Genomic DNA, 21,757 nt, shown 5'->3' on the forward strand with positions numbered 1-21,757 from the left:
TAATTACTGATAAAGCCATGATGAACTCCTGATTACATAATGTAATGATTTAGTTAGTTGTATTAACCAGAAGCTGTTAATTAACCCATAAGAAAGTTACAAACAAATTAACCAAAGCAGCTCTGTACTAAATATGTTAACGGCTGAGCTAAAATTAACTTGATGTTTTTTTTTATGAAAAAAATGATAAAAAAACAAATAAGGAATTAATACATTGTTAAATAAAGATAAATAATTTAATTTTTATTCGGAATGTATTATTTTATTAATTGTTATTATCAGATCCTGTATTAAGCCACCTAAGAATGACGGCGTTCTTTTCCGCCTAAACTCTCACTTGTCATTCTGAACTCGATTTAGAATCTTAATCGTTATACTACGTAGTCTTTTCGGTTCAATATTTCACAGATTATACGACCACACGCGTGGGATTCCGTATTAAGTAATCTACGGAATGATAGGCTTTACAACTACGGAACGACGAATATTAAAAAGGCTAAGTTTGTCAAACCTAGCCCTTCTACAATATTTTAATGCATCTCCCTATTTAACTTATCCACCTAGTAAACTAATCGCCGCTTGTGGTATCTGATTCGCTTGCGCTAAAATAGTGGTGCCTGCTTGTTGTAGTATTTGGTTTTTGGTCATTACAGCTGTTTCCTGTGCAAAGTCAGTATCTTGAATACGACTTCTAGACGCTGAAACGTTTTCTTGAACATTCGCTAGGTTACTAATAGTATGCGTGAAGCGATTTTGTACCGCACCTAAGCCCGCGCGGTTCGAGTCTATCTGTGCTAATGCAGCATCTATAACTTCAATAGCTGCCTGAGAGTTAACTGCAGTAACACCTGAAATATCTATATCTTCTACCGAATTTAAAGCACTTGCCCCACCACTAGCTGCAATATTGTTACCATCAAAACCCTGCCCAAGAATTTCATTAACAGTAGTACCTGAGATACCAATTTTTTCTGCTGATGATAAATGCAGTTCTGCAGAGTGGGATAAAGCGCCAGTTCCTGATGCTAGTAAAGCACCTGCCGGCCCCATTTCTACAGTACCCGTAGGAGAAGCGGTAATCTCAAAACCATCGATATCTGTTGCGATAACATCTATACCACCAGATCCAGAGTTTAAATCTTGATCAAATACAGCATTGTAACCAGCCGCTTGTAGATCTTCAGTAAGGCGCTCCATATCACCACCGTATGAAGCTAGCTCAAATGTATCTTCAATAGCACCTTCCTTATAAATGTTAAATGTGCCTGAATCGGAAGCGGATAAGCCCTGTATGCGAGTGGTTAACACAGCTTGAGCTGTCACACCTGTGGATTCATCATTAATATTTGCAGCGATAGTAGAAGCACCATCACCACCATTAAAAGATACATCTGTCCCATTAATATTCCAAGTATCTCCTGATGTTCCCATATTAGCTGCTAATAAAGACGCTTCAGCATCACCGATATTATTTGTTGCCGTAGCTGAGGTACCAGCCCCGTTAATTTGATGAGCACCAATAGCATCTGCAGCTGTATTACCTAAAGTAACATTGATAGTTTCATTCGCATTAGCACCTACTTGAAATTGCTTAGTGCCAAAGCTACCATCAAGCAAACTCGTTGTACCAAATTTTGTCGTCTCAGCGATACGTGTCAGCTCTTGTTGTAGAGCCCCTATTTCTTTTTGTAATGAATCTCTATCATCTGAAGAATTTGAACCATTCGCTGATTGCAAAGCTAAATCACGCATCCGTTGTAAAATAGCTGATGATTCTTGCATTGCACCTTCAGCAGTTTGCGCCATTGAAATACCATCGTTAGCATTACGTTGAGCTACCGCCAAACCATTTACTTGTGACGTTAATCGGTTAGCAATTTGCATACCAGCCGCATCATCTTTGGCGCTATTAATACGCATACCTGAAGATAAACGTTGCATAGATGTTGCTAAGCCATCACCTGATTTAGTTAGATTTCTTTGGGCGTTAAGTGATGAAATATTTGTGATTACTGATAAAGCCATAATAAACTCCTACTAATTATCGTTAGAAGCTTATTAATAGTAAAAGCCTCCTTACCTTTTTATTTACTGAACGTACTTACTTTTGTTCTTTATTTAAGTAATTCAAGAAGTAAGCCAACCTTAGCTCAGGTGACAAACAAAAAATAAAACACATAAAAAACAACAGTATGCGCAGGTATTATTAGAAAATAAAAGCATATTAGATTGGTATGTATGGAATACTCTTATCTGACGGTTATTAAAGTCAAATAATTGGCAAGTCATGAATAATTAAGTATATTTTGATTATTTTTTGCTATCAAATAAAGCAAAAAAAGGAAACCTTATAAGGTTTCCTTTCAATAAATAAATCAAATAAACTGCTAATTTATAGTTTTAAATACTCACAATTGTATAGGAATAACATCAATATTATCCGAGTAATGTCAAGGCAGCTTGAGGTATTTGGTTAGCTTGTGACAACATAGTTGTACCCGCTTGTTGCAGTATTTGATTCTTAGTCATGGTCGCTGTTTCTGCGGCAAAATCAGTATCTTCTATACGACTCCGTGATGCTGATACGTTTTCTGCAACGTTAGCTAAATTACTGATAGTATGAGAAAAACGGTTTTGCACCGCACCTAAAGCGGCTCGTGAACTATCAATTTGTGCTAAAGCAGCATCAATTACGGTTATTGCATCTTGTGCACCTGCAGAAGTCGTTCCTGATATATCAAGGTCCTCTACAGTTGTTAGAACGCCTGTTCCACCAGTAGCCGTTATAGTTGTCCCTTCTGCCATAATGTCATCAACATCAGTACCCGACATACCAATTTTTTGAGATGATGATAACGTTAACGTAGATGATATACTAATATCATTATTAGTTGCACCACCAGCTACAGCAGCACCACCAGTAGCATTATTTGCTAATGTTGCTGTACCTGCGGTACCCGACATTTGAATACCATCAACGTCTGTTGCTTTAACGACTAAAGTGTCACCTTCAACAATGGCATCATACCCATCCGCTAGCATCTCTTCAGCTAGACGATCTAAATCACCACCAAAGCTTGCTAATTCATAGGTATCTACAGCACTACCTGCTTTTTGAAAAGTTAAGGTACTATCATCAGCTGAAGTTAAGCCCGCAAGGGTTACATCTAATTTAGCAGTAGCTATTACGCCTGCAGATGCGTCATTAATCGTATCCGCTATGTCCGCAGCACCTTTACCTGTTACACCAGCATTAGGAATATCAGTACCATTAATGTTTAAATCTGCCGTAGCAACAGCGCCTGTAGTTGCCGATAATAGCCCTGTTGCAGTAGCCGCATTACCTAGCACAGTTGCAGAATCATTAACTTCATAAGCACCAATCGCATCAGCTGCCATATTTCCTAAAGAAACATTAATAGTTTCATTGGCATTGGCACCAACTTGAAATTGTTTCGTACCAAAGCTACCATCAAGTAAACTAGTAGCACCAAACTTAGTCGTTTCAGCTATACGAGTTAATTCTTGTTGTAGCGCACCTACTTCTTTTTGCAGGGCTGCTCTATCTTCAGCGCCATTCGAACCATTTGCTGATTGTAAGGCTAAATCACGCATACGCTGTAAAATAGCTGACGACTCTTGCATCGCACCTTCAGCGGTTTGCGCCATTGAAATACCGTCGTTAGCATTACGTTGTGCTACACCTAAACCATTTACTTGTGACGTTAAACGATTAGCAATTTGCATCCCCGCAGCATCATCTTTAGCGCTGTTAATACGCATACCTGAAGATAAACGCTGCATTGAAGTCGCAAGTCCATCGCCAGATTTAGTTAGGTTACGTTGTGCATTAATTGATGCTGTATTCGTGACTACTGATAAAGCCATAATAAACTCCTAATGTGTCAATTATTTATTAGAAGCTTGTACTGCAAGCCTCTTACTGGTACTTTCTATTATTGATTAAGAATGAAGCATAAATAATGCCAGTTTTAAAAAATTAATATATTTAATTAAATATAGTTAAATAAACTTAGACCTTGCACAGTGGTAAACGTTTGCTGAGAAGCTTGCAAGGCTATTTGTGATTGCTCAAATTCTGAGATAGCTTTTGCGTAATCTAAATCTTGCAATTGCCCTAAATTTGTCGTTGTGGCCAACTCAGTATCTAGATGCCTGTTTTCTTGAGTTTCAAGCACTTGCAAACGAACACCAGCATCTACCCGTCTAGAAGTCATATGACTTGTAGCTGAATTAACTTGAGTAAGTAATGTGCTGTAATCTACTTGATGTTGCTCCGGGTTTTGATCATCTGATACCACACCACGTTCCATCCACTCAATGGCACCGCTAATGGTTTCAAAAATACTAATCTCTTCTTCTTCGCTAATAACAAAACTATCACCCGGCAATGGATTGCCGCTTAACGTTACGTCAACGCCATCAAAGGTAATAGTTTGCCCCGCAGTATAAGGTGCAGCAGGAAAAACAATGCCGCCACTACTATCTGTTACCGTTAAATCATTGGTAACGGCATCAAAAGAGAAAGTATAATCATGTGGTGTAACCGCTGCGTTATATAGATTGCGATCAGCAACTTTGGCACTTTCAACAGCGACTCCTGAAGTATTCGTAGTATAATCAGCAGTAAAGTCACCAATAGCATTTGCAATGTTTAAAAAAGCTGCATCACCGGTTTGATTGGTTTCTATGGTAATATTTTTAGATATTTGCAATTCATTTATACCGGTGTCGCCACTATAAACAACCGAGCCGTCAGTATTTTGACTAAAAGGTTGTAAATTATTCTGGAAACCTGCAAATATATAGTCTCCATTTTCATTTTGTGTATTAGCGATATCAAGTAATTGATCAAAACTATCTTTTAATTGATTTGCTAACGTTTGTAAGTCTTCAGTAGACATACGACCATTATTAGCCAATAACAGATCTTCTGTTATTCGGTTTAACACGAGCTCGGCATCAGCAAAAACAACTTCTTGTAAGTTATTGTCACTTTCAGCCATAATAATATTACGTTTATATTTATCAATATTAGCTAAATCATCTTTCAAACCTGATAATGTGCCATAAGAAACCGCATCATCTTTCGCAGTATGTACACGTAAACCACTCGATATATGTGCCATTTGATCACTTACTTCCGATGTTTTTTGGCTCATCATCTGAGAGCTTTGAAAGTAAAATTGAGCTGTAGATACACGCATGAAAAACTCCTTACCTTACGGCAGCTAAAATGGTGTCAAAAATAGTATTTGCCGTAGTAATTATTTGTGATGCCGCTTGATAAGCCTGTTGAAATTTCAGAAGATTAGCGGCTTCTTCATCAAGGTTAACGCCTGATGTTGCTTGGTTTCTATTATAAGCTTGTGTGTATAATGCTTGCGCAGTATCTGCGACTAATTCTGCATTACTCGCTTTCGCCCCAACAACAGCAGTTGACGTAGCCAAACTTTGACTAAAAGTTTCTTCGCCTCCGTCAGTAACCCCTTCTTCTTGTGTTTTTGCCATAGCAAGAGCGTGTGTAGCATTACCAACACCAAATGCATCACCTATCGTAAAGGTTTCACGAGCATTAACACCTTCACCAGCAAGGTCTCCTGTAATTTCAATTTGAAAAACAGGTGAGCCTGACGGAATATCAACCGTTGCACTAGCACCAGCAACATAACTACCTGAAGCAATCGTAGGTGCAGGTGGTGGTGTGCTACTGTCATAAACACGATAGCTAAAAGTACCAGGTGTACTTTCATAAACATCAACGGTGACGTCGTAAGTTCTCGCAACTTCTGGGTCTATCACATTGGTTATTGCTATTGTGCCATCACTAACGTTATTAGTACTTGCTGTAACAGCAACGGCACTACTTGCAGCAATGCCTGTACCATCAGTTAGTGTTGTTTGCATTAATGCCGCACTATTTCTTGTTGGCTCGATAATGAACACATCTCCAGCAACCGGTGTACCAGTTTCCACAAATGAAAAACCATAATCTGGATTAGTCGGGGTATGTGTGCCTGCAGGGGTTCCCCCACCTGGAGGGCCTAAATTTTCGCTACCACCTGTAGTTAAATTGTGTATTGTAAAATCAGTACCATCAAAACGTACTTCAAACTCATCAGTTGTTACTAATGACACGTCATTAATAGTAACTTGTGCTGATGTTGTACCGGTATTAGAAGAAGGCGATAACACTCTACTTTGCTGTAGCTGAGTAGTATTGATGTCAGTGAACATGTTGGCACCTTGCAGACCATTTAAATCTAAACCACTGGCTTGCGTGTCATTCAATGTTGAAGAAATGGCCATAGCTAAACGATCAATTTCTACTCCTATCTCTCTTAAATCTTCATCTCTAAATTCAAAATTAGCCCCTAATGAGCCACCTAACTTTTGAGCATCAAGCGATACACTACTATCACCTCGCACCAAATTTATCTGTGTTTGCTTTACATCAGGATCACCTACGGTTACTTCTAAGGTGAAAGGAGTAATTCCTGCCACTAACGTTGTACCCTGGCCAATCATTACCGTTTGAACACCATATTGATCTTCAATAGTGCTCACGTTTGTATAACTACTTAGCTCTGTAATTAACTGATCGCGTTTATCAAGTAAGTCATTAGGTTGACCTGAGACACCTTGTGAATGCGCCATAGTTTCATTCAACTTAGCTAATTCATATGAAATCTCAGAGATTCTAGTCGCAACTTGTGCAATCTCACCATTTACTGCATCTGTCATTTTATCAAAAGTATTGCTCAGCTCATTAAAATCGTTACTTAAGATATTGGCTTGATTAAGTACTATGCTACGTAAACCAGCATCGCCAGGATTATCTGCAATACTATTAACTGCTTGATAAAAGTTTTCTAAAGAAGTAACAACAGCGCCACCGCCGGTATTCATAATTTGATCAAGCTGTGTTAAACGCCTATCAAATAAATCAGCGTTACTTAAATTACTTTGACTAAGCGTTTGTTCTTTGTACGAGAATTCATCGTATACTCGGGTAATGTCTTGAACATAAGTACCAGTACCAATGTAATTACCACCGGTGACTAACCCCATTGATGCATTTTGTTCAGCACGCTGTCGGTTATAGCCCTCAGTATTTACATTAGCAATGTTATTACTTGTAGTAGCCAACTGTTGTTGGGCTGCTGACAAGCCACTCACGCCGCTTTGATATAAACTTACTGACATAATGATAGTCTCAACATTTACCGTAGTAGCCTACGATTTATATTTATTTGGTGATTAAATTTGAGACTGTACGAAGCGTTGCCATTATTTTATTGGCGTATTGTGGATCGGTCGCATAGCCTGCCTGCTGTAAACCTTGCAAAAAGTGCTCCACATTGCCAGAATTTTGTAATGCACCTTGATATCTGTCGTTATTGGTCAGAAAATTAGCGTAATCATTAAAACTATCATTAAGCGATTCGTAAGCTCTAAATGGTGCTGATTTTTTTACCATGGCGCCTTGTTCAAATTCTAAAGTATCTTTTTGAATATGCTCGCCATCCCAGCGATTATCAGCCTTTATATTAAATAAATTATTTGAACTACTGCCTTGCTGATCTTTAATTATCTTTTGTCCCCAACCAGTTTCAAGTGCGGCTTGAGCAATAATAACTTGGAAAGGCACACCTATCTTTTCTTCTACTTTTTTTGCTGGCTCTATTAAAGCAGTAACAAAATCTTTGGGCTCGGCAAACGATGGCGTTGAAAAATTGACGCTTTTATCGTCACCTGATGGTCCCTCTGTCGTCATTTTTAATGGTCTAAATGGCGCTTGGCTCAAACTATCATTTGATGTTTGTGTCGCTAGATTTGAGGTTGATTTACTTCCAGCAGATTGATTATCTTCAGAGAATATTGCAAAAGGATTAGCATTGGGTAAATGAGTACTAGCAGGTTCACGCGTTAAATTTATATTTTCAAGATTAGCATCATTACGTAATACTGTCCTTGGGGTGAAATTATCATCTCCACCACCTAACTGTCTTACAATTAAATCGGTTAAACCTAATGAGCCATTTGAAGATAATTCAACCGCCATTTGTTGATCGCTCATATCACGATAAAACTTAGTTGACTCAGAATTAAAAGGGCTGTCAGACTCCAACACATCTTGTGCTTTACGCATGCTTTTCAGTAGCATTTGCATAAAAATTGCTTCAAACTGCTGTGCGGCTTCTTGTAAAGCTGCTTTTTTACTGTCACCATCAGTTTCTTTAGACTGTTGACGAATAGCATTCAAGCCATTCAGCTCTAAAAAGTTTCTCGATTGCTCAAAGTTAGAGGAGTTAATTAGATTATCAGCCATAAGTTTCTACCGTTAAATAACGATAAGCTGGCCACGAATAGCGCCCGCTTGATCTAACGCTTCTAAAATAGCCATAACATCGCCTGGCCCCGCACCAACTTCATTTATGGCTCTCACTAAGGTATCAAGCGATACGCCCGGATCAAAGACAAACATACGTGCATCTTCTTGTGTAACATTAACACTAGATTCGTTAGCAATTGCAGTTTCGCCTTCGGCAAAAGCCCCTGGTTGTACGACATTTTGCACTTCATTTATCGTAACCGTAATACCACCATGGGTAATAGCCGCAGCAAGTAATTGAACTTCAGAGCCAATAACAATAGTGCCTGTACGAGAATTAACGATAATTTTAGCGGCAGGTGATGCAGGTTCAAATTCTAAATTTTCTAATACCGACAAGAAACTAACTCTGTCAGCAATATCTCTTGGTGCTGTTACTTGTACCGACGTTGCATCAATTGCTTTTGCTGAGCCCGCAATAAGATCATTAATAGTATCAGACAGTCGTTTGGCCGTGGTAAAGTCTGATTTATGTAAATTAAAAGTGATATGATCCCCCATTGAAAAAGGTGATTTAATTTCACGTTCAACTGTCGCGCCATTGGCTATACGCCCTACAGTTGGTGTATTTACTAATATTTTTGAACCATCAAGACCACCAGCGCCTAAACCACTGACAACTAAACTGCCTTGTGCGACAGCGTAAGCATTACCATCAAGCCCCATCATCATGGTTTGTAATAATGTACCACCACGTAAACTCTCGGCACTCCCCATACTGGAAACAGTTACATCAATAGTTTGTCCTGCTTTGGCAAAAGCTGTTAATTCTGCATGAACAGCGACAGCAGCGACGTTTTTAATCTTTGGTTTAAGATCTTCAGGCATAGTAATTCCGAAATTACTTAACATTGTTTTGAAGCTTTGCTCGGTAAAAGGACTTTGCTCACCTGTCCCCGGTAACCCCACCACTAATCCATAACCAACAAGTTGATTAGATCGTACGCCTGCAACATCAGTTAAATCTTTAATACGCTGCGCATGACTGGAAAAGGCCATCAACATAATGATAATTGTAAATACTGCTTTCATAATATTACCTTTTTTAATTATAGGATTATCTACTGACAAATTTTTCATAGCTCAGCAGGATAGTTCACACCTATAATGGCCACCATGAACTATTAAAGAATTTAGTTAACCAACCTTGCTCGTTGGCATCGGCAAAACTACCAGTACCAGCATATTGAATGCGAGCATTAGCAACTTTGGTTGATAAAATAGTGTTGTTTGAATTGATATCTTTAGGACGAATAACACCTGTTAACCTGATGTATTCATCGCCATTATTTAACGTAAGCCATTTTTCTCCACGTATCATTAAGTTACCGTTAGGAAGAACTTTTAAAACATGTACCGAAATATCACCACTTAAGCTATTACCCTGATCAGCTTTTGAATCGCCTTTAAAGTTAGAGTTTTGATTCAAGCCAAATTCTAATGTATTACCATTAAGTGTAAATGGATTGCCACCTAAGCCCATAACAGTATCAAGCTCACTGCTGTTTTCTTTTTTCAGCTCTGTTTTCGCATTTTTATTTGCTTGAGTACTTTCACTTAAGATCACCGAAATGATATCGCCAGTACGGTGTGCTTTAGAATCAGAATAAATATTGTTAACGTAATTTGCTTTAAATAACGAACCTGTCGGAATAATTGCTGCTTCTTCTTCCTCAGGTAAAATAGGCGCAAAATCAGGATCATTAGGTAAGACTTTACTTAATTCCACAGTGTTACTACAAGCACTTAACAGCGCTATTAACATCATTACAATTAAATTAAAGCTACATTTGTATAGTTTGTTTTTCATTATTGCCTCCTACCTTATTTCCTACCTGTTTAAACTAAAAATAAATTACAGTTGTTGGTTGATATAACTTAACATTTCATCAACAGCAGAAATTACTTTCGAATTCATTTCGTAAACACGTTGAGACTCGATTAAGTTCACCAGCTCTTCGGTAGTATTTACGTTAGAGGTTTCTAAAGCGCCTTGCACTAGCATACCGTAGCCCTCTAGACCTGGAATACCTTCTTGTGGAGCACCACTTACAGCGGTTTCAGTAAATAAGTTTTGTCCTATTGGCTCAAGCCCTGTTGGGTTAACAAAATTAACCGTGTTAATTTGTCCAATTACCGCAGGCTCTGCCTGGCCTTGTTGTGTTACTGACACTTCACCGTCTTGTGAGATGACAATACTGATTGCGTCCTCAGGGATAGTAATCTGTGGCTGTAACGCATAACCAGCGCCTGGCGTAACCATATTACCTTCTTCATCCATGGTAAATTGACCATTACGGCTGTAAGCAGATGAACCGTCAGGTAACAAAATTTCAAAGAAGCCTTCACCTTGAATCATAAGATCTAACGAATTATCTGTTGTTAGCATATCGCCTTGCGTATGGATTTTTTGCGTAGCAACAACTTTAGTACCTGCACCTAGCATTAAACCTGAAGGTGCTTCACTATCATTAGCCGTTCGTCCACCTGGTTGGTTTATGTTTTGGTAAAGCAAATCTTCAAATACTGCTCTGCTCTTTTTAAAACCAACAGTGCTGGCATTCGCTAAGTTATTAGAAATAACTGCGATATCTTTGGTTTGAGCGTCTAAACCTGTTTTACTTATCCATAATGCTGGGTTCATACATCACCTCTAAAAATTTTATTGCTTTCATGCATTTCTTTAAGACTAGAATGCACGTAATAATGAAGAACTGCTTGAATCAATTTCTTCTGCTGTTTTCATTAATTTTAAGTGCATTTCAAATTGCCTTTGTAATGCGATCATGTCTGTCATTTCAGACAAAGGATTAACATTACTTGACTCAAGAGCACCGCCTTGGACTTGTACATTGACACTAGCCAGTTCTGCTTGACCATCTTTACGTCTAAATAGACCATCAGCGCCTTTTTCTAATAAACGAACATCAGGGTCAACTAATTTAATGCGGCCAATTTCTTCCTGTACACTACTTGGCGCCCCTTCAGGCTGAACCATAATAGTTCCATCAGATGAGATTTGAATATTGCTAACCGGTAAAGGAACGATAATAGGACCATTGTCTCCTAATACAACTTCACCACTGGTCGTTTCTAAGGTGCCATTTTCTGTTAAACGTAAATGTCCTTGCCTACTATAAGCTTCACTTTGTCCAAAAGGATCAGCGGCACTATTCATTACTTGCGGCGTCTGTACAGCAAACCAACCGTCGCCTTTGATTGCGATATCAAGCGGGCGTCCAGTCGTTAATAAAGAGCCAGAGTCAAAATTTTGGCTTGCGCGTTCAGTCATGGCAAAAACACGTGTTGGTTGACCTTCGCCAAACGCTTGCATGGTTCGCGCTTGTGCTAAATCAGCTTTAAAGCCTGTAGTTTTGGCATTTGCGAGGTTATTAGCATTAATTGCTAGCGCCTGCATATTTTGTTTGGCACCGCTCATGGCGACATAAAGCATCTTATCCATAATGGTTTCCAGAAAATAAAAATTGTTACATTAGTAAATGCAAGGACAATGCCAAAGATGTATTAAGAAGTTTATGCTATGTTTTTCTGCACTTTGAAAAGAAATATATAGAGGAAATAGATAAGAGAATAAAAGAAAAAGCTGCTGCCCCCAATAACATAGTCATCGAGAGCTAGCAGCTTAAAGATAATTTTGTTCAATAATACAACAGTTAAAATAAAATCACTGCTTAACTATCTAATTTGTAAAATAGTATTATTTAAATCATTATCCACTTCTAACGAACGAGAGTTAGCTTGGAAGTTTCGCTGTGCTGAAATTAAATCAATTAATTCTGTGGTTAAGTTCACATTAGATTGCTCTAATGCTGAAGAGTTAATTTCACCAAAAGTGCCTCCGCCAGCTTCACCCGCCACTGGCTCACCAGAAGTGATACTTTCCTTCCATGACGTGCCGCCTATCTGCGTTAAGCCCTGCTCATTCGCAAAATTAACTAATGCTATACGCGCTAGAGGCGTGGCGGTACCATTACTATAGGTAGCTTCTACTAAGCCATCAGTACCTATCTCAATACCGGTTAGTCGACCAACCGCTAAGCCATCTTGCTCTAATGACGTCACTTCAAAGTTAGAAGCAAATTGCGTTGGTTCATTAACATTAGGACCCGTTGTATCTAAATTAAAATCAATGACTACCGCTTGAGTTGGATCAGCACCGTTCGTTAATACTGCCGCCCCTAGTGCCGCAGTGGTAATGGTAGCTGGCACTTGACCAATAAAATCGCCATTTGAATCAAATTCTAAAGTAGCATTATTTATACCATCACCATCCAAATCGACACCACCAGGGAGATCCACTAACTGGTCATCTACAGCCACATGCATATCCCAATTATTTGCCGCCGTTTTAACAAAATAGTAGGTCATCACATGGCTATCACCTAGTGAATCATAAATGTTAACCGACGTGGCATTGTTATAAGTAAGTGAATCATCTTTATCGAAAGCAAAAGAAGGAACATCATCACCGGCAGGTAAATTCATTTTAATGTCTACTTCATTTGTTTTTGTTGGCGATCCGGATGAAGTAGGTATTTGTAATGGCGATGCAGTACTTAAGGCAACCGATGAAGAAGAGCCATCTGAGTTGACATCAAATGCTAATAAATATTCGCCGGCAGAGTTAACAACAAAGTTACTATCATTTAACTTGTATTCACCTGCACGAGTATAAGATGTTTCTAAACTATCAATACTTGGTACCGTAGCAAAAAAACCACTACCTGTTATTGCTAAATCAAGCGAGTTAGTCGTAAAAGCGATACTACCTTGTGAGAATTGTTGAGCAACTTCAGATGTTAAGACACCATCACCCACTTTTGTTTTACTTGATGACAATAAAGATGTTGCATATACATCTACAAATTCAGCACGCGATTCTTTAAAGCCCGTGGTATTAACGTTAGCTATATTGTTAGACGTAACATCTAAATCTTTTTGTGCTGCGTTTAACCCACTTAATGCTATATTAAATGACATAATTTAATCCTCTTAAAAATTCATTGCTTTATTAGGCTACATTTCATTCTAATGCTAACCTGTAAAATTTATCTTTTTGTTGAGTTTTACCCCAATCAATTAACCTTCTGCAACTTCAACTACATCTTCTAATTTCATCGCACTACCACCATTAAGATTAAGTACAATACCGTTTGAACCGGCAAGCGTAACACTATCTACCTTACGATAAGTCATTGCTTGCAATTCAGACGCTTGTCCTTCAACAAGACCAACAACTCTAAAACGATAAGCCCCAGTAGTTGCGGCTTCCCCTGCAGACGTTTGGCCATCCCAAGTAAAGGCGGCACCACCTGCAGCCATATCGCCAACAGGTACCGTTTGAACAATTTCACCTGCAACGTTTTCAACGTAAATAGTGATATTACTTGCCGCCTCAGTAGTAACTATTTTCCCTTGAACTGAATCGCCTTCGCTCATGCCAAAAACATTATCTTCAACTAAAACACTTCGACCTACCAAAGATGAGGCTTGTAAGGCTTGACTTGAAGTCATCGAGCTAGCAAAACCAGCAAAAGATTCATTCAACTGACTTACACCGTCTGTTGTAGAGAATGCGGTCATTTGAGAGATCATTTCATTGTTATCTGCAGGTTCGGTTGGATCTTGGTTTGCTAACTCTTGTGTTAACAACGCAAAAAAATCAGCCTGCGTGAGCATGCCATTGCCACCACTATCAGCAGTTTCATATTCTTCTTTTTGCCAATAAAGAGAGTCAAGGCCATTTGTACCACTAACAGTTTCCATTTCCTACTCCTTATGACTGACCAAGTTGCAGTGTTTTAGTTAACATGTTTTTTGCTGACTCTGCTAATTGCACATTAGTTTGATATGAACGAGACGCAGAAATCATATTGGTCATTTCTTCAATAACATTAACATTAGGTTTATAAATATAACCGTCTTTGTCTGACATAGGGTGTTCAGGTGCGTATTCAACATTTAGAGGTTTGTTACTTTCAACTATCCCTAATACTTGTACACCAACACTACTTTCTTGTCCCCCGGCAGCTTTTTGCATAGCAGCGGCAAAAACTGGATGCCTAGCACGATATGTTTCACTTACACTTGAACTAACACTGTCAGCATTAGCAATGTTACTTGCCGTGGTATTTAAACGCATTGACTGCGCACTCATACCACTACCTGTGATGTTAAATACGTTAAAAAGGCTCATTATTAAGCACCTCCTGAGATGACATTTTTCAGGGCTTTTATTTTTCCGTTAAGAAACTGAACCCCAGCTTGATACTCTAATGTGTTTTCTAGATACAAGTTTCGTTCCACTTGTACATCTACCGTGTTACCGTCTCCGGTATCGGGCTGATCTGGATTGCGAAAAGCAATGTTATTATTTATTTCAGTACGCACATCAAAGTGTTTAGCGTGAGTTTTACTCATGCCAATTTGTTGTTGACCAGCTTGTTGCATCGCTTTTTGAAAGTCCATGCCCTTTGCTTTATAACCAGGGGTATCAGCATTAGCAATATTGCTAGCGATCACTTCCGCTCGCTGAGATCGCAAAAGCATTCCCTTTGCGTGAAGTTCAAAACCTTTATCAAAGCTAATAGCCATAATAACTCACCATTAATTATATTTAACATTGAGTCATTCAATAATTATGCCAATAAAGATGATACAAATTAAAAAGAAAGTAAAATGCTGCCAACGACCTTACTAGTAGTAAATAAAAAATTATTAAGCAATGAAAGTATGTTGCAGGGATAAATAAGAGGGGAGTATGTGGTTTGTAAAGTTAATATCCAGTGAAATAGCAGGTTGTAGATTAAGTAAATACTAAGTTGTGAAGTTTATCTAACTTCTATTTATTGTAAATTTCACAACTATAGTGGTTACAGCACATTAATAATAAAAGGAGATTATTCCCTTTTTATTTTTTTTGATAAATAATACCTGGGTTACAACGCAGCATCTCAAAATCAGCATTTAATCCAGAAAGTGATTCCGAAGCACCTAAAAACAAATACCCTCTTTCATTCAAAGTGCCATGAATTTGACTTATTATTTGAGTTTTGATTTCTGTTGAAAAATAAATCAGCACATTTCGACAGAAAACAACATCAAAACGTCCCATCAAACTATAGCTATTAAGTAAATTAAGCGGGCGAAAACTTACCATTTTTTTCACTTCATCTTTTACCTTCAGCATGCCATTATCACCATTTTCAAAAAACTGTCTTTTTCTTTCTTCAGACAAACCACGTGCTAACGCAAGTGAATCATAATGTCCATATTTGCAGTGTTCCAGCATAGTACTTGAAATATCAGTACCAATAATTTGTATACCTCTTGAGAAGCTGCCAGGATTACTTTTTTGATACTCTAAAATTGACATCGCAATAGAGTATGCTTCTTGCCCAGACGAACTCGCTGCTGACCAAATTTTGACAGGCGTTTTACGTTGAGCTAATTCGGGCAATATTTTACTTTTTAATAGCTTAAAAGGGTAATCATCACGAAACCATAGTGTTTCATTAGTCGTCATGGCATCGATCACTGCAGCTCGTAGTTGTCGCTCTACGGGTGACAACGTTCGAGTCACTAATTCTCCAAGCGAATTAACACCAAACTTGCTCATTAACGGAGCTAAGCGGCTTTTAACTAGATATTGCTTACTTTCACCTAGTACAATGCCACACTGTTGCTCTAAAAAAACTCTAAATTGATGATAACTTTTATCGTCAAGTTGTCTTACTGACACTAGTACTACTTCCTAATTTATTTTATATGGTGACTATTTTTATAATGGATGGTTTAGCCACTTTTTAACCGCTGTTGCTAGTTCATCTGGATGAAATTTAGCAATAAAATCATCAGCACCAACTTTTTGAACCATGGCATTGTTAAACACACCGCTCAGTGATGTATGCAAAATAATTGGCATTTTAGCCATACGTTCATTACCTTTCACTTCAGCGGTTAGCGTATAGCCATCCATTTCTGGCATTTCGATATCAGAAACCATTAAAGCTACTTTCTCAGTAATGCTATGCTCACACGTTTCAGCAATAGCAATGAGTTGATCTAATGCCTCTTGCCCATTTTTTGCTAACGCCATTTTAATACCTAATGGCTCTAATGCTCTTTTTACTTGATTACGTGCCACGGTTGAATCATCCGCTATCATCACTATTCGTTCACCGAGATCTTCGCCCACGCTTTTATCAACAACACCATCACTTAAATCAGTTGAAACAGGGCTAATTTCATTCAATATTTTTTCTACATCTAAAATAGAAACCATTTGATTGTCAATTTCAGTAACAGCAGTTAAATAGCTAGACTTCCCTGTTCCTTCAGGAGGTGGCATCATGTCTTTCCAGCTTAACGTAACAATCCGCTCAACACCTGCCACTAGAAAGCCTTGAATACTACGATTATATTCAGCAATAATAATAAAAGAATCTTCAGTTTGCGTTATCGCTGGCCCACCAATAGCTTTACTCATATCAATAACTGAAATAGTTTGTCCACGAATATGAGCAACCCCTTTAATAAAAGAGTCTTGTTTAGGAATCATGGTTAATTTAGGACACTGTAATACTTCCCTTACTTTAAAAACGTTAATTCCAAAACGTTGGCGACCTACCAATTTAAAAAGTAGTAGTTCCAATCTATTTTGACCAACCAATTGTGTTCGCTGATTGACCGAGTCTAATATACCTGCCATAAAAACCTCATTTATAATCAAGAGCGCTATCATTAATCCTATATTGAATAGAACAAAAAGGCACAATTCTTGATTGTATTTACTGTATGTCAAAATAAGTGACAAAAAACTGATGCTTAGTATGTCACTATATTATAAGTAATGAATATAATTAATATACTCATAGTATAAACTTAATGTGCCAATAACTATGTTACCCTAGTTAAGAGCATAGTCGAGTATTTGAATTAACCTAAAAATATATGGCAAAAAATCATGCGTACAAGTATCGTTTATCTTTCTTTTATCTGCTTATTAATGCTTTTACCCTCCATCAGTTTAGCGACAACATGGGATAGAGCTTATATAGAGTCATTTGCAAAAAAATACCTAGAAGCCAATATACCTGCGCCAGCTGATGGACGAATATCCTTTAATGTTACCAATATAGATACAAGAATAATAATAAAACCTTGCCAAGTACCTATTAAAGCAAATATACCTGAAAATACCAATCGTAGGAATGTTAATGTTAATATAACTTGTGATGATGCAACTCCTTGGCAATTATACTTACCTGCTAAAATTGAAAGAACCTTTGCAGTTGTTGTTACAACGAGTACGATTGAGAAAGGTGAAGTGCTCACTAAAGAGAATATTGCAATAGATTACATTGCCACAAACAAAATACGTGGTGAAAGGATTACCGATATAAACTCAGTGTTGGGTAGTAAAGCAGAAAAAAGAATCGGCAATGAACGCACCATTACTAAATCAAACATATGTTTAGTTTGTAAAGGAGACGTTATTACTATTATTGCAAAAAATGATAACTTTTTAATTAAAACAAAAGGTACTGCACTAAGCTCAGGTAATTTACATGAACAGATTGAGGTTAAAAACTCACGTTCTGGTCGAATAATTAAGCCTCAAATTAGTGCTGTTAATCAGGTTACTATTAACCTATAATTTTTAAGATCTAATCTTTACCGTCGGAAATTATTTTACCCTAAAATTTTTAGTGTATTTTATTTAAGTTATCTTACTTTTTGCCGATATAAAGTTAATGAATAAACTTTAGAAGAACTTTTTACCGTAGGGTAATATTATGACTATAAATATCAATAACTTAAATAACCAAGCACAGATCAACCAAAATAAGCAGTCTCATGCTAAACAAGATGTGGCTCAAACTACAGCACATAGCCCACAAACTAAACATGTTGCTCGCGACTCTGTTTCCTTGACGCCACAAGCGCAACAGTTCAAAGAATTACAAAAAAAATCAGCTGATGCACCTGTGATTAATCAAGAGAAAATTGAAGAGCTGAAAAAAACAATTGCCTCTGGTGAGTATAAAATAGATCCGCAAAAGCTTGCTGCTAGCATGGCTAAGTTTGAATTTACGTTATAATTTGATATAACCGTGGGACTGGGTGATAATCACCCTTTGCTATAATAAAGGTGTACTTAATGTCAGCTTCCCCTCAATCAATAGAGTTAATTTCTCAACAATTTGCTCAATTACAAGAACTAGAGCAAATTATTAGTAGTGAAAAACTTATTTTACAGCAACATCAACCTGACGCATTACTAGAAATTAGTGAGCAAAAAAACTTATTGTTGGTTGCTATTCAAGATTTAGATAAAAAAATTAGTCTTAACCAAGCTTTCTCAATAGATAAAAAAGCCGGGGTTCTTGATGAAAAACTCACTGAAATTGAAGATCTATTACACCTTTGCCAACAAAAAAACAAAATAAATGGCCAAATAATAGCGCAATCTCAGCTAGCTGTTCAGCGTATGAAAACAACGTTATTAGAAAATAACAATAAATCATCAATGACTTATGATAGTAAAGGTAAGAAATCTGGTGGATTAAGCAGCATAGAGATGAAAGCTTAGATAAGTCATATACTTCAGTTATTCAAATTATTAGCTATTAGAATAACTGACTCAAAATAACCTCAAGTCAATATTTCATTAATACAAAACAAGCCTCTATAATGAAGCTTGGTTGAATCGAGTGTACCCTACGTTTAAAAGTATTCGACCTTCTTAATTTCTTTTCGCTGTAAATTTGCTTGATATATTTCATACACGTCTTTGAAATCAAGCTGTAATTCTGTTGTATAAGTATCCCCTACCGGATAACTTTTTACGACTTTAGCGCCTCTAATTAAGCCTTTTATAGATGAAACTAATTGTTGATTTTCAATTAACATATCAGCCATAGTTGTTGAACTACTAATTTGTTGCCCATAAACTTGCTCTGCTAACTCTGAATAAGCGGCAATTTTCGACGCTTTAATGGCCATTAGCATCCGTTGAGTTTTGTTATCAGATTTTTGTAAACTTATTGGTGCGTAACCAATACCGTGAATAATAGGAAATACTTGTGGTTCAACTACTTGCCATTGTACATGCTTATCGTACATGCTTGTGCAAGAAGCAATAAACAGTAAACTTACAACAGCAGTTATTATTTTAAAGCGTGCATTTATCATTATTTCACCTCTTAAATTACTGTTGAATAGCAACAGCGCGCTGCTCTTTAATTAATTTATGATTACTGCGAATCATCATACCGTCTTTCATTATGACATGTTCACCATGATTTTTTTCTGCACCTACAACCCATTTAGGAATAAAAGATTGTGCTGTAGCAACAACAACATGAGATTGAATGCCAATCATACGTGCATTAACGATAATCCCGTCTTCTTGCTCCATCATAGTTCCTGTGACTACATAGTCAATAATCTGACGTTCAGGAAGCTCTTCCCAATCACGACTAAAAACATAGTCGCCTGCTTTTGTAACACGAATATGACCTGTAGCCTTGTAGTCAATAATGACCAAACCATGACTCTGTAATTCATGCACAAAGCTTTCTGCTATTTGATTTCCTAGCCAATTAGTTGACTCAAGATCCTCTAAATTAACAAACGAAGCAACAGCCACCGGCGTTTTCGCGTTAACAAAACTACTATTTGCTAACATTTGATACGCTAAACCTTTTACTAAATCATTAATGGCATGCTTAGGTAAGTTATAACTATCTATCTCACTTTTATCTGTTTGCTTTATCTTATAAAAGTTATCTTCTTTTACTGTATTGCTACAAGATAAAAGAGTCGGCAGCAGTAATGGTATCAGCCACTTTATCATAGTGAACCCCTTAATAATTCAACATTTATGCTATATTTCGCTAGCTTAAGCAATGAACTTTTTATCTATTCGATTATTTATTGCTATAAAACAATGCACATTTCAAGCCAATTAAGCTTCAAGTACAAGGTTAGTTAAAATAAACAGGCACACATTGTGCATAAGCTCTATAGTAAAGTTCCTTGTAAATTGCACTATGCCTAAAACAGGCTTTTCATTTTCATGAGAGAGTATATGTATACTATATCTAAAAAAATCATTTTATCTATCAGCTTAATGGTAACTAGCGCTATTACTAATGCACAATGGTATGAGGCTCAAGGCTATGCATCAACAGCTAAAGACTCGGTTGAAGTAGCTCGAACTAAGGCAATGGAAAATGCGTTAAAAAAAGCATTACTTGTCGCTGGTGCTAGCGTTTCAAGTATTCAACAAGTAGTGAATGGGTTGCTCACTCAAGATCAAATAAGTATACGTGCTAGTGGCAGTGTGAATTCAATTGAATTAATAGAAGAGCTTCATAGTAACGATATGATTAGCGTTACTATACGTGCCGATATTTTTCCTCAAGAAAAAAAGTGTTTCTCGTTAGATTACAAAAAATCAATTTTGATCACCAAAAGCCACTTACTTCAAAGAGAACACGCAAACCTTGGCAAAATATATCAAATTGATTCCGCCATGATCAAACAGCTAAATAAAAAACTTAAAAATCAAAGTAGCTATAGCGGGGGTAAATTATTACTTAAAAGCTCAACAGAATTCTCGCGTTTAAATAATAGTTTCAATGAAGAAAAAATAAAACAACTCACAATCTCTCTAGCTGAAAATACCGACAGCCAATATGTTCTTTTTAGTGAAATTAACGATATGTCTTTGCAAGAGCAAAGAACAAATTCATTAAAAGTATGGCAACAACCGACCTACCCTAGGAATTTCGATTTTACCCTTTATTTATACAATGGTTTTAGTGGCGAACAAATATGGCAAGGTAATTACCAAGACTCTGCGGTTTGGGATTTCAATAAAAGAAGAAGTATTGATGTACACGCCACCACCTTTTGGCAGAGCGATTACGGTAATATGATTGATGCTTTACTTAGTCGAACAATAAATGATATTGACGAAAATGTTATGTGTGAGCCGAATGAAGGAAAAATAATACAAGTCCAAGGCAACCAAATTACAATAAATTTAGGTAAAAATCATGGCGTGAAAATTGGTGATGAGTTCACGTTACTCCATAGTAGCACTTTCGTTAGTCAACAAGGAAAAAGCTATACGGGTTACAATATTAGCCCTCATAAAGTTAAAGTAACCAAACTCACATCACAAAGTGCAACAGCAAAAACGTTGAATAATGATTTACTAGATAATATTCAAATAAATGATGTAGCAGTACGATATTAAAAAAAGTATATAAAGCAAAGGTAAAGCTTAACTTTATGCTCATAAAGCAA

At 37.2% G+C, this 21,757-nt stretch carries 21 protein-coding genes; 4 read left to right on the top strand and 17 right to left on the bottom strand.

Annotation, left to right across the window (positions count from 1 at the left end; translation table 11 throughout):
- Window positions 1–552: 552 nt before the first annotated feature.
- The 15 genes from KO509_RS00765 to KO509_RS00835 all read right to left on the bottom strand — a co-directional run bounded on the left by KO509_RS00765 (window position 553) and on the right by KO509_RS00835 (window position 17,147).
- Window positions 553–2,025: a flagellin gene (locus tag KO509_RS00765; RefSeq protein WP_215971384.1), complete on the bottom strand. Its 1,473-nt coding sequence runs from the start codon at window positions 2,023–2,025 to the stop codon at window positions 553–555.
- 411 nt (window positions 2,026–2,436) lie between these two features.
- Window positions 2,437–3,888, bottom strand: coding sequence for a flagellin (locus KO509_RS00770; protein ID WP_215971385.1), 1,452 nt, complete (start codon window positions 3,886–3,888; stop codon window positions 2,437–2,439).
- A gap of 125 nt (window positions 3,889–4,013) precedes the next feature.
- Window positions 4,014–5,228 carry a flagellar hook-associated protein FlgL gene (gene flgL / locus KO509_RS00775; protein ID WP_215971386.1) on the bottom strand — a complete coding sequence of 405 codons (1,215 nt, stop codon included), beginning with the start codon at window positions 5,226–5,228 and terminating at the stop codon, window positions 4,014–4,016.
- A 10-nt stretch (window positions 5,229–5,238) separates the two neighbouring features.
- Window positions 5,239–7,227 carry a flagellar hook-associated protein FlgK gene (gene flgK, locus KO509_RS00780; RefSeq protein ID WP_215971387.1) on the bottom strand — a complete coding sequence of 663 codons (1,989 nt, stop codon included), beginning with the start codon at window positions 7,225–7,227 and terminating at the stop codon, window positions 5,239–5,241.
- Between the two features lie 43 nt (window positions 7,228–7,270).
- Complete coding sequence (gene flgJ, locus KO509_RS00785; RefSeq protein WP_215971388.1) at window positions 7,271–8,353, bottom strand: flagellar assembly peptidoglycan hydrolase FlgJ; 1,083 nt, start codon at window positions 8,351–8,353, stop codon at window positions 7,271–7,273.
- Window positions 8,354–8,365: 12 nt separating this feature from the next.
- Window positions 8,366–9,448: a flagellar basal body P-ring protein FlgI gene (locus KO509_RS00790; RefSeq protein WP_215971389.1), complete on the bottom strand. Its 1,083-nt coding sequence runs from the start codon at window positions 9,446–9,448 to the stop codon at window positions 8,366–8,368.
- A gap of 70 nt (window positions 9,449–9,518) precedes the next feature.
- Window positions 9,519–10,226 (bottom strand): flagellar basal body L-ring protein FlgH, encoded by a 708-nt coding sequence (gene flgH / locus KO509_RS00795; protein ID WP_215971390.1) that lies wholly within the window; start codon window positions 10,224–10,226, stop codon window positions 9,519–9,521.
- A gap of 45 nt (window positions 10,227–10,271) precedes the next feature.
- The gene (flgG, locus tag KO509_RS00800) at window positions 10,272–11,060 is read right to left on the bottom strand and encodes a flagellar basal-body rod protein FlgG (protein WP_215971391.1); all 789 of its coding nucleotides are present in this window, start codon (window positions 11,058–11,060) and stop codon (window positions 10,272–10,274) included.
- 45 nt (window positions 11,061–11,105) lie between these two features.
- A complete protein-coding gene (locus KO509_RS00805) occupies window positions 11,106–11,879 on the bottom strand; it encodes a flagellar basal body rod protein FlgF (protein WP_215971392.1) in 774 nt (257 codons plus the stop codon).
- A 233-nt stretch (window positions 11,880–12,112) separates the two neighbouring features.
- A complete protein-coding gene (gene flgE / locus KO509_RS00810) occupies window positions 12,113–13,417 on the bottom strand; it encodes a flagellar hook protein FlgE (RefSeq protein WP_252727318.1) in 1,305 nt (434 codons plus the stop codon).
- Between the two features lie 99 nt (window positions 13,418–13,516).
- Window positions 13,517–14,203: a flagellar hook assembly protein FlgD gene (locus KO509_RS00815; RefSeq protein WP_215971393.1), complete on the bottom strand. Its 687-nt coding sequence runs from the start codon at window positions 14,201–14,203 to the stop codon at window positions 13,517–13,519.
- A gap of 10 nt (window positions 14,204–14,213) precedes the next feature.
- Window positions 14,214–14,633, bottom strand: a complete 420-nt coding sequence (gene flgC / locus KO509_RS00820; protein WP_215971394.1) for a flagellar basal body rod protein FlgC — start codon at window positions 14,631–14,633, stop codon at window positions 14,214–14,216.
- A 2-nt stretch (window positions 14,634–14,635) separates the two neighbouring features.
- Window positions 14,636–15,031, bottom strand: a complete 396-nt coding sequence (gene flgB, locus KO509_RS00825) for a flagellar basal body rod protein FlgB (RefSeq protein WP_215971395.1) — start codon at window positions 15,029–15,031, stop codon at window positions 14,636–14,638.
- A gap of 316 nt (window positions 15,032–15,347) precedes the next feature.
- Window positions 15,348–16,178 carry a protein-glutamate O-methyltransferase CheR gene (locus tag KO509_RS00830; RefSeq protein ID WP_215971396.1) on the bottom strand — a complete coding sequence of 277 codons (831 nt, stop codon included), beginning with the start codon at window positions 16,176–16,178 and terminating at the stop codon, window positions 15,348–15,350.
- Window positions 16,179–16,217: 39 nt separating this feature from the next.
- Entirely contained in the window at window positions 16,218–17,147 is a 930-nt protein-coding gene (locus KO509_RS00835) for a chemotaxis protein (protein WP_215971397.1), read from the bottom strand.
- Between the two features lie 255 nt (window positions 17,148–17,402).
- Between KO509_RS00835 and flgA the strand changes: the two genes are divergently transcribed.
- From flgA to flgN, 3 genes are all read left to right on the top strand, one after another.
- Entirely contained in the window at window positions 17,403–18,095 is a 693-nt protein-coding gene (flgA, locus tag KO509_RS00840; RefSeq protein ID WP_215971398.1) for a flagellar basal body P-ring formation chaperone FlgA, read from the top strand.
- A gap of 139 nt (window positions 18,096–18,234) precedes the next feature.
- Window positions 18,235–18,540, top strand: coding sequence for a flagellar biosynthesis anti-sigma factor FlgM (gene flgM, locus KO509_RS00845; RefSeq protein WP_215971399.1), 306 nt, complete (start codon window positions 18,235–18,237; stop codon window positions 18,538–18,540).
- A gap of 59 nt (window positions 18,541–18,599) precedes the next feature.
- A complete protein-coding gene (gene flgN / locus KO509_RS00850; protein ID WP_215971400.1) occupies window positions 18,600–19,031 on the top strand; it encodes a flagellar export chaperone FlgN in 432 nt (143 codons plus the stop codon).
- 134 nt (window positions 19,032–19,165) lie between these two features.
- On the opposite strand, the gene KO509_RS00855 is transcribed toward flgN, so the two are convergent.
- Together KO509_RS00855 and KO509_RS00860 are read right to left on the bottom strand one after the other, a co-directional pair.
- A complete protein-coding gene (locus tag KO509_RS00855; protein WP_215971401.1) occupies window positions 19,166–19,633 on the bottom strand; it encodes an LPP20 family lipoprotein in 468 nt (155 codons plus the stop codon).
- A gap of 16 nt (window positions 19,634–19,649) precedes the next feature.
- On the bottom strand, window positions 19,650–20,297 hold the full coding sequence (locus KO509_RS00860; RefSeq protein ID WP_215971402.1) for a FlgO family outer membrane protein: 648 nt from the start codon (window positions 20,295–20,297) through the stop codon (window positions 19,650–19,652).
- Between the two features lie 234 nt (window positions 20,298–20,531).
- Here KO509_RS00860 and KO509_RS00865 point away from each other — a divergent pair, with 234 nt between their 5' ends.
- The gene (locus KO509_RS00865) at window positions 20,532–21,707 is read left to right on the top strand and encodes a flagella assembly protein FlgT (protein ID WP_252727319.1); all 1,176 of its coding nucleotides are present in this window, start codon (window positions 20,532–20,534) and stop codon (window positions 21,705–21,707) included.
- Window positions 21,708–21,757 lie beyond the last annotated feature (50 nt).

Origin of the sequence: Colwellia sp. C2M11 (genome assembly GCF_018860915.1) — a bacterium.
GTDB lineage: Bacteria > Pseudomonadota > Gammaproteobacteria > Enterobacterales > Alteromonadaceae > Colwellia.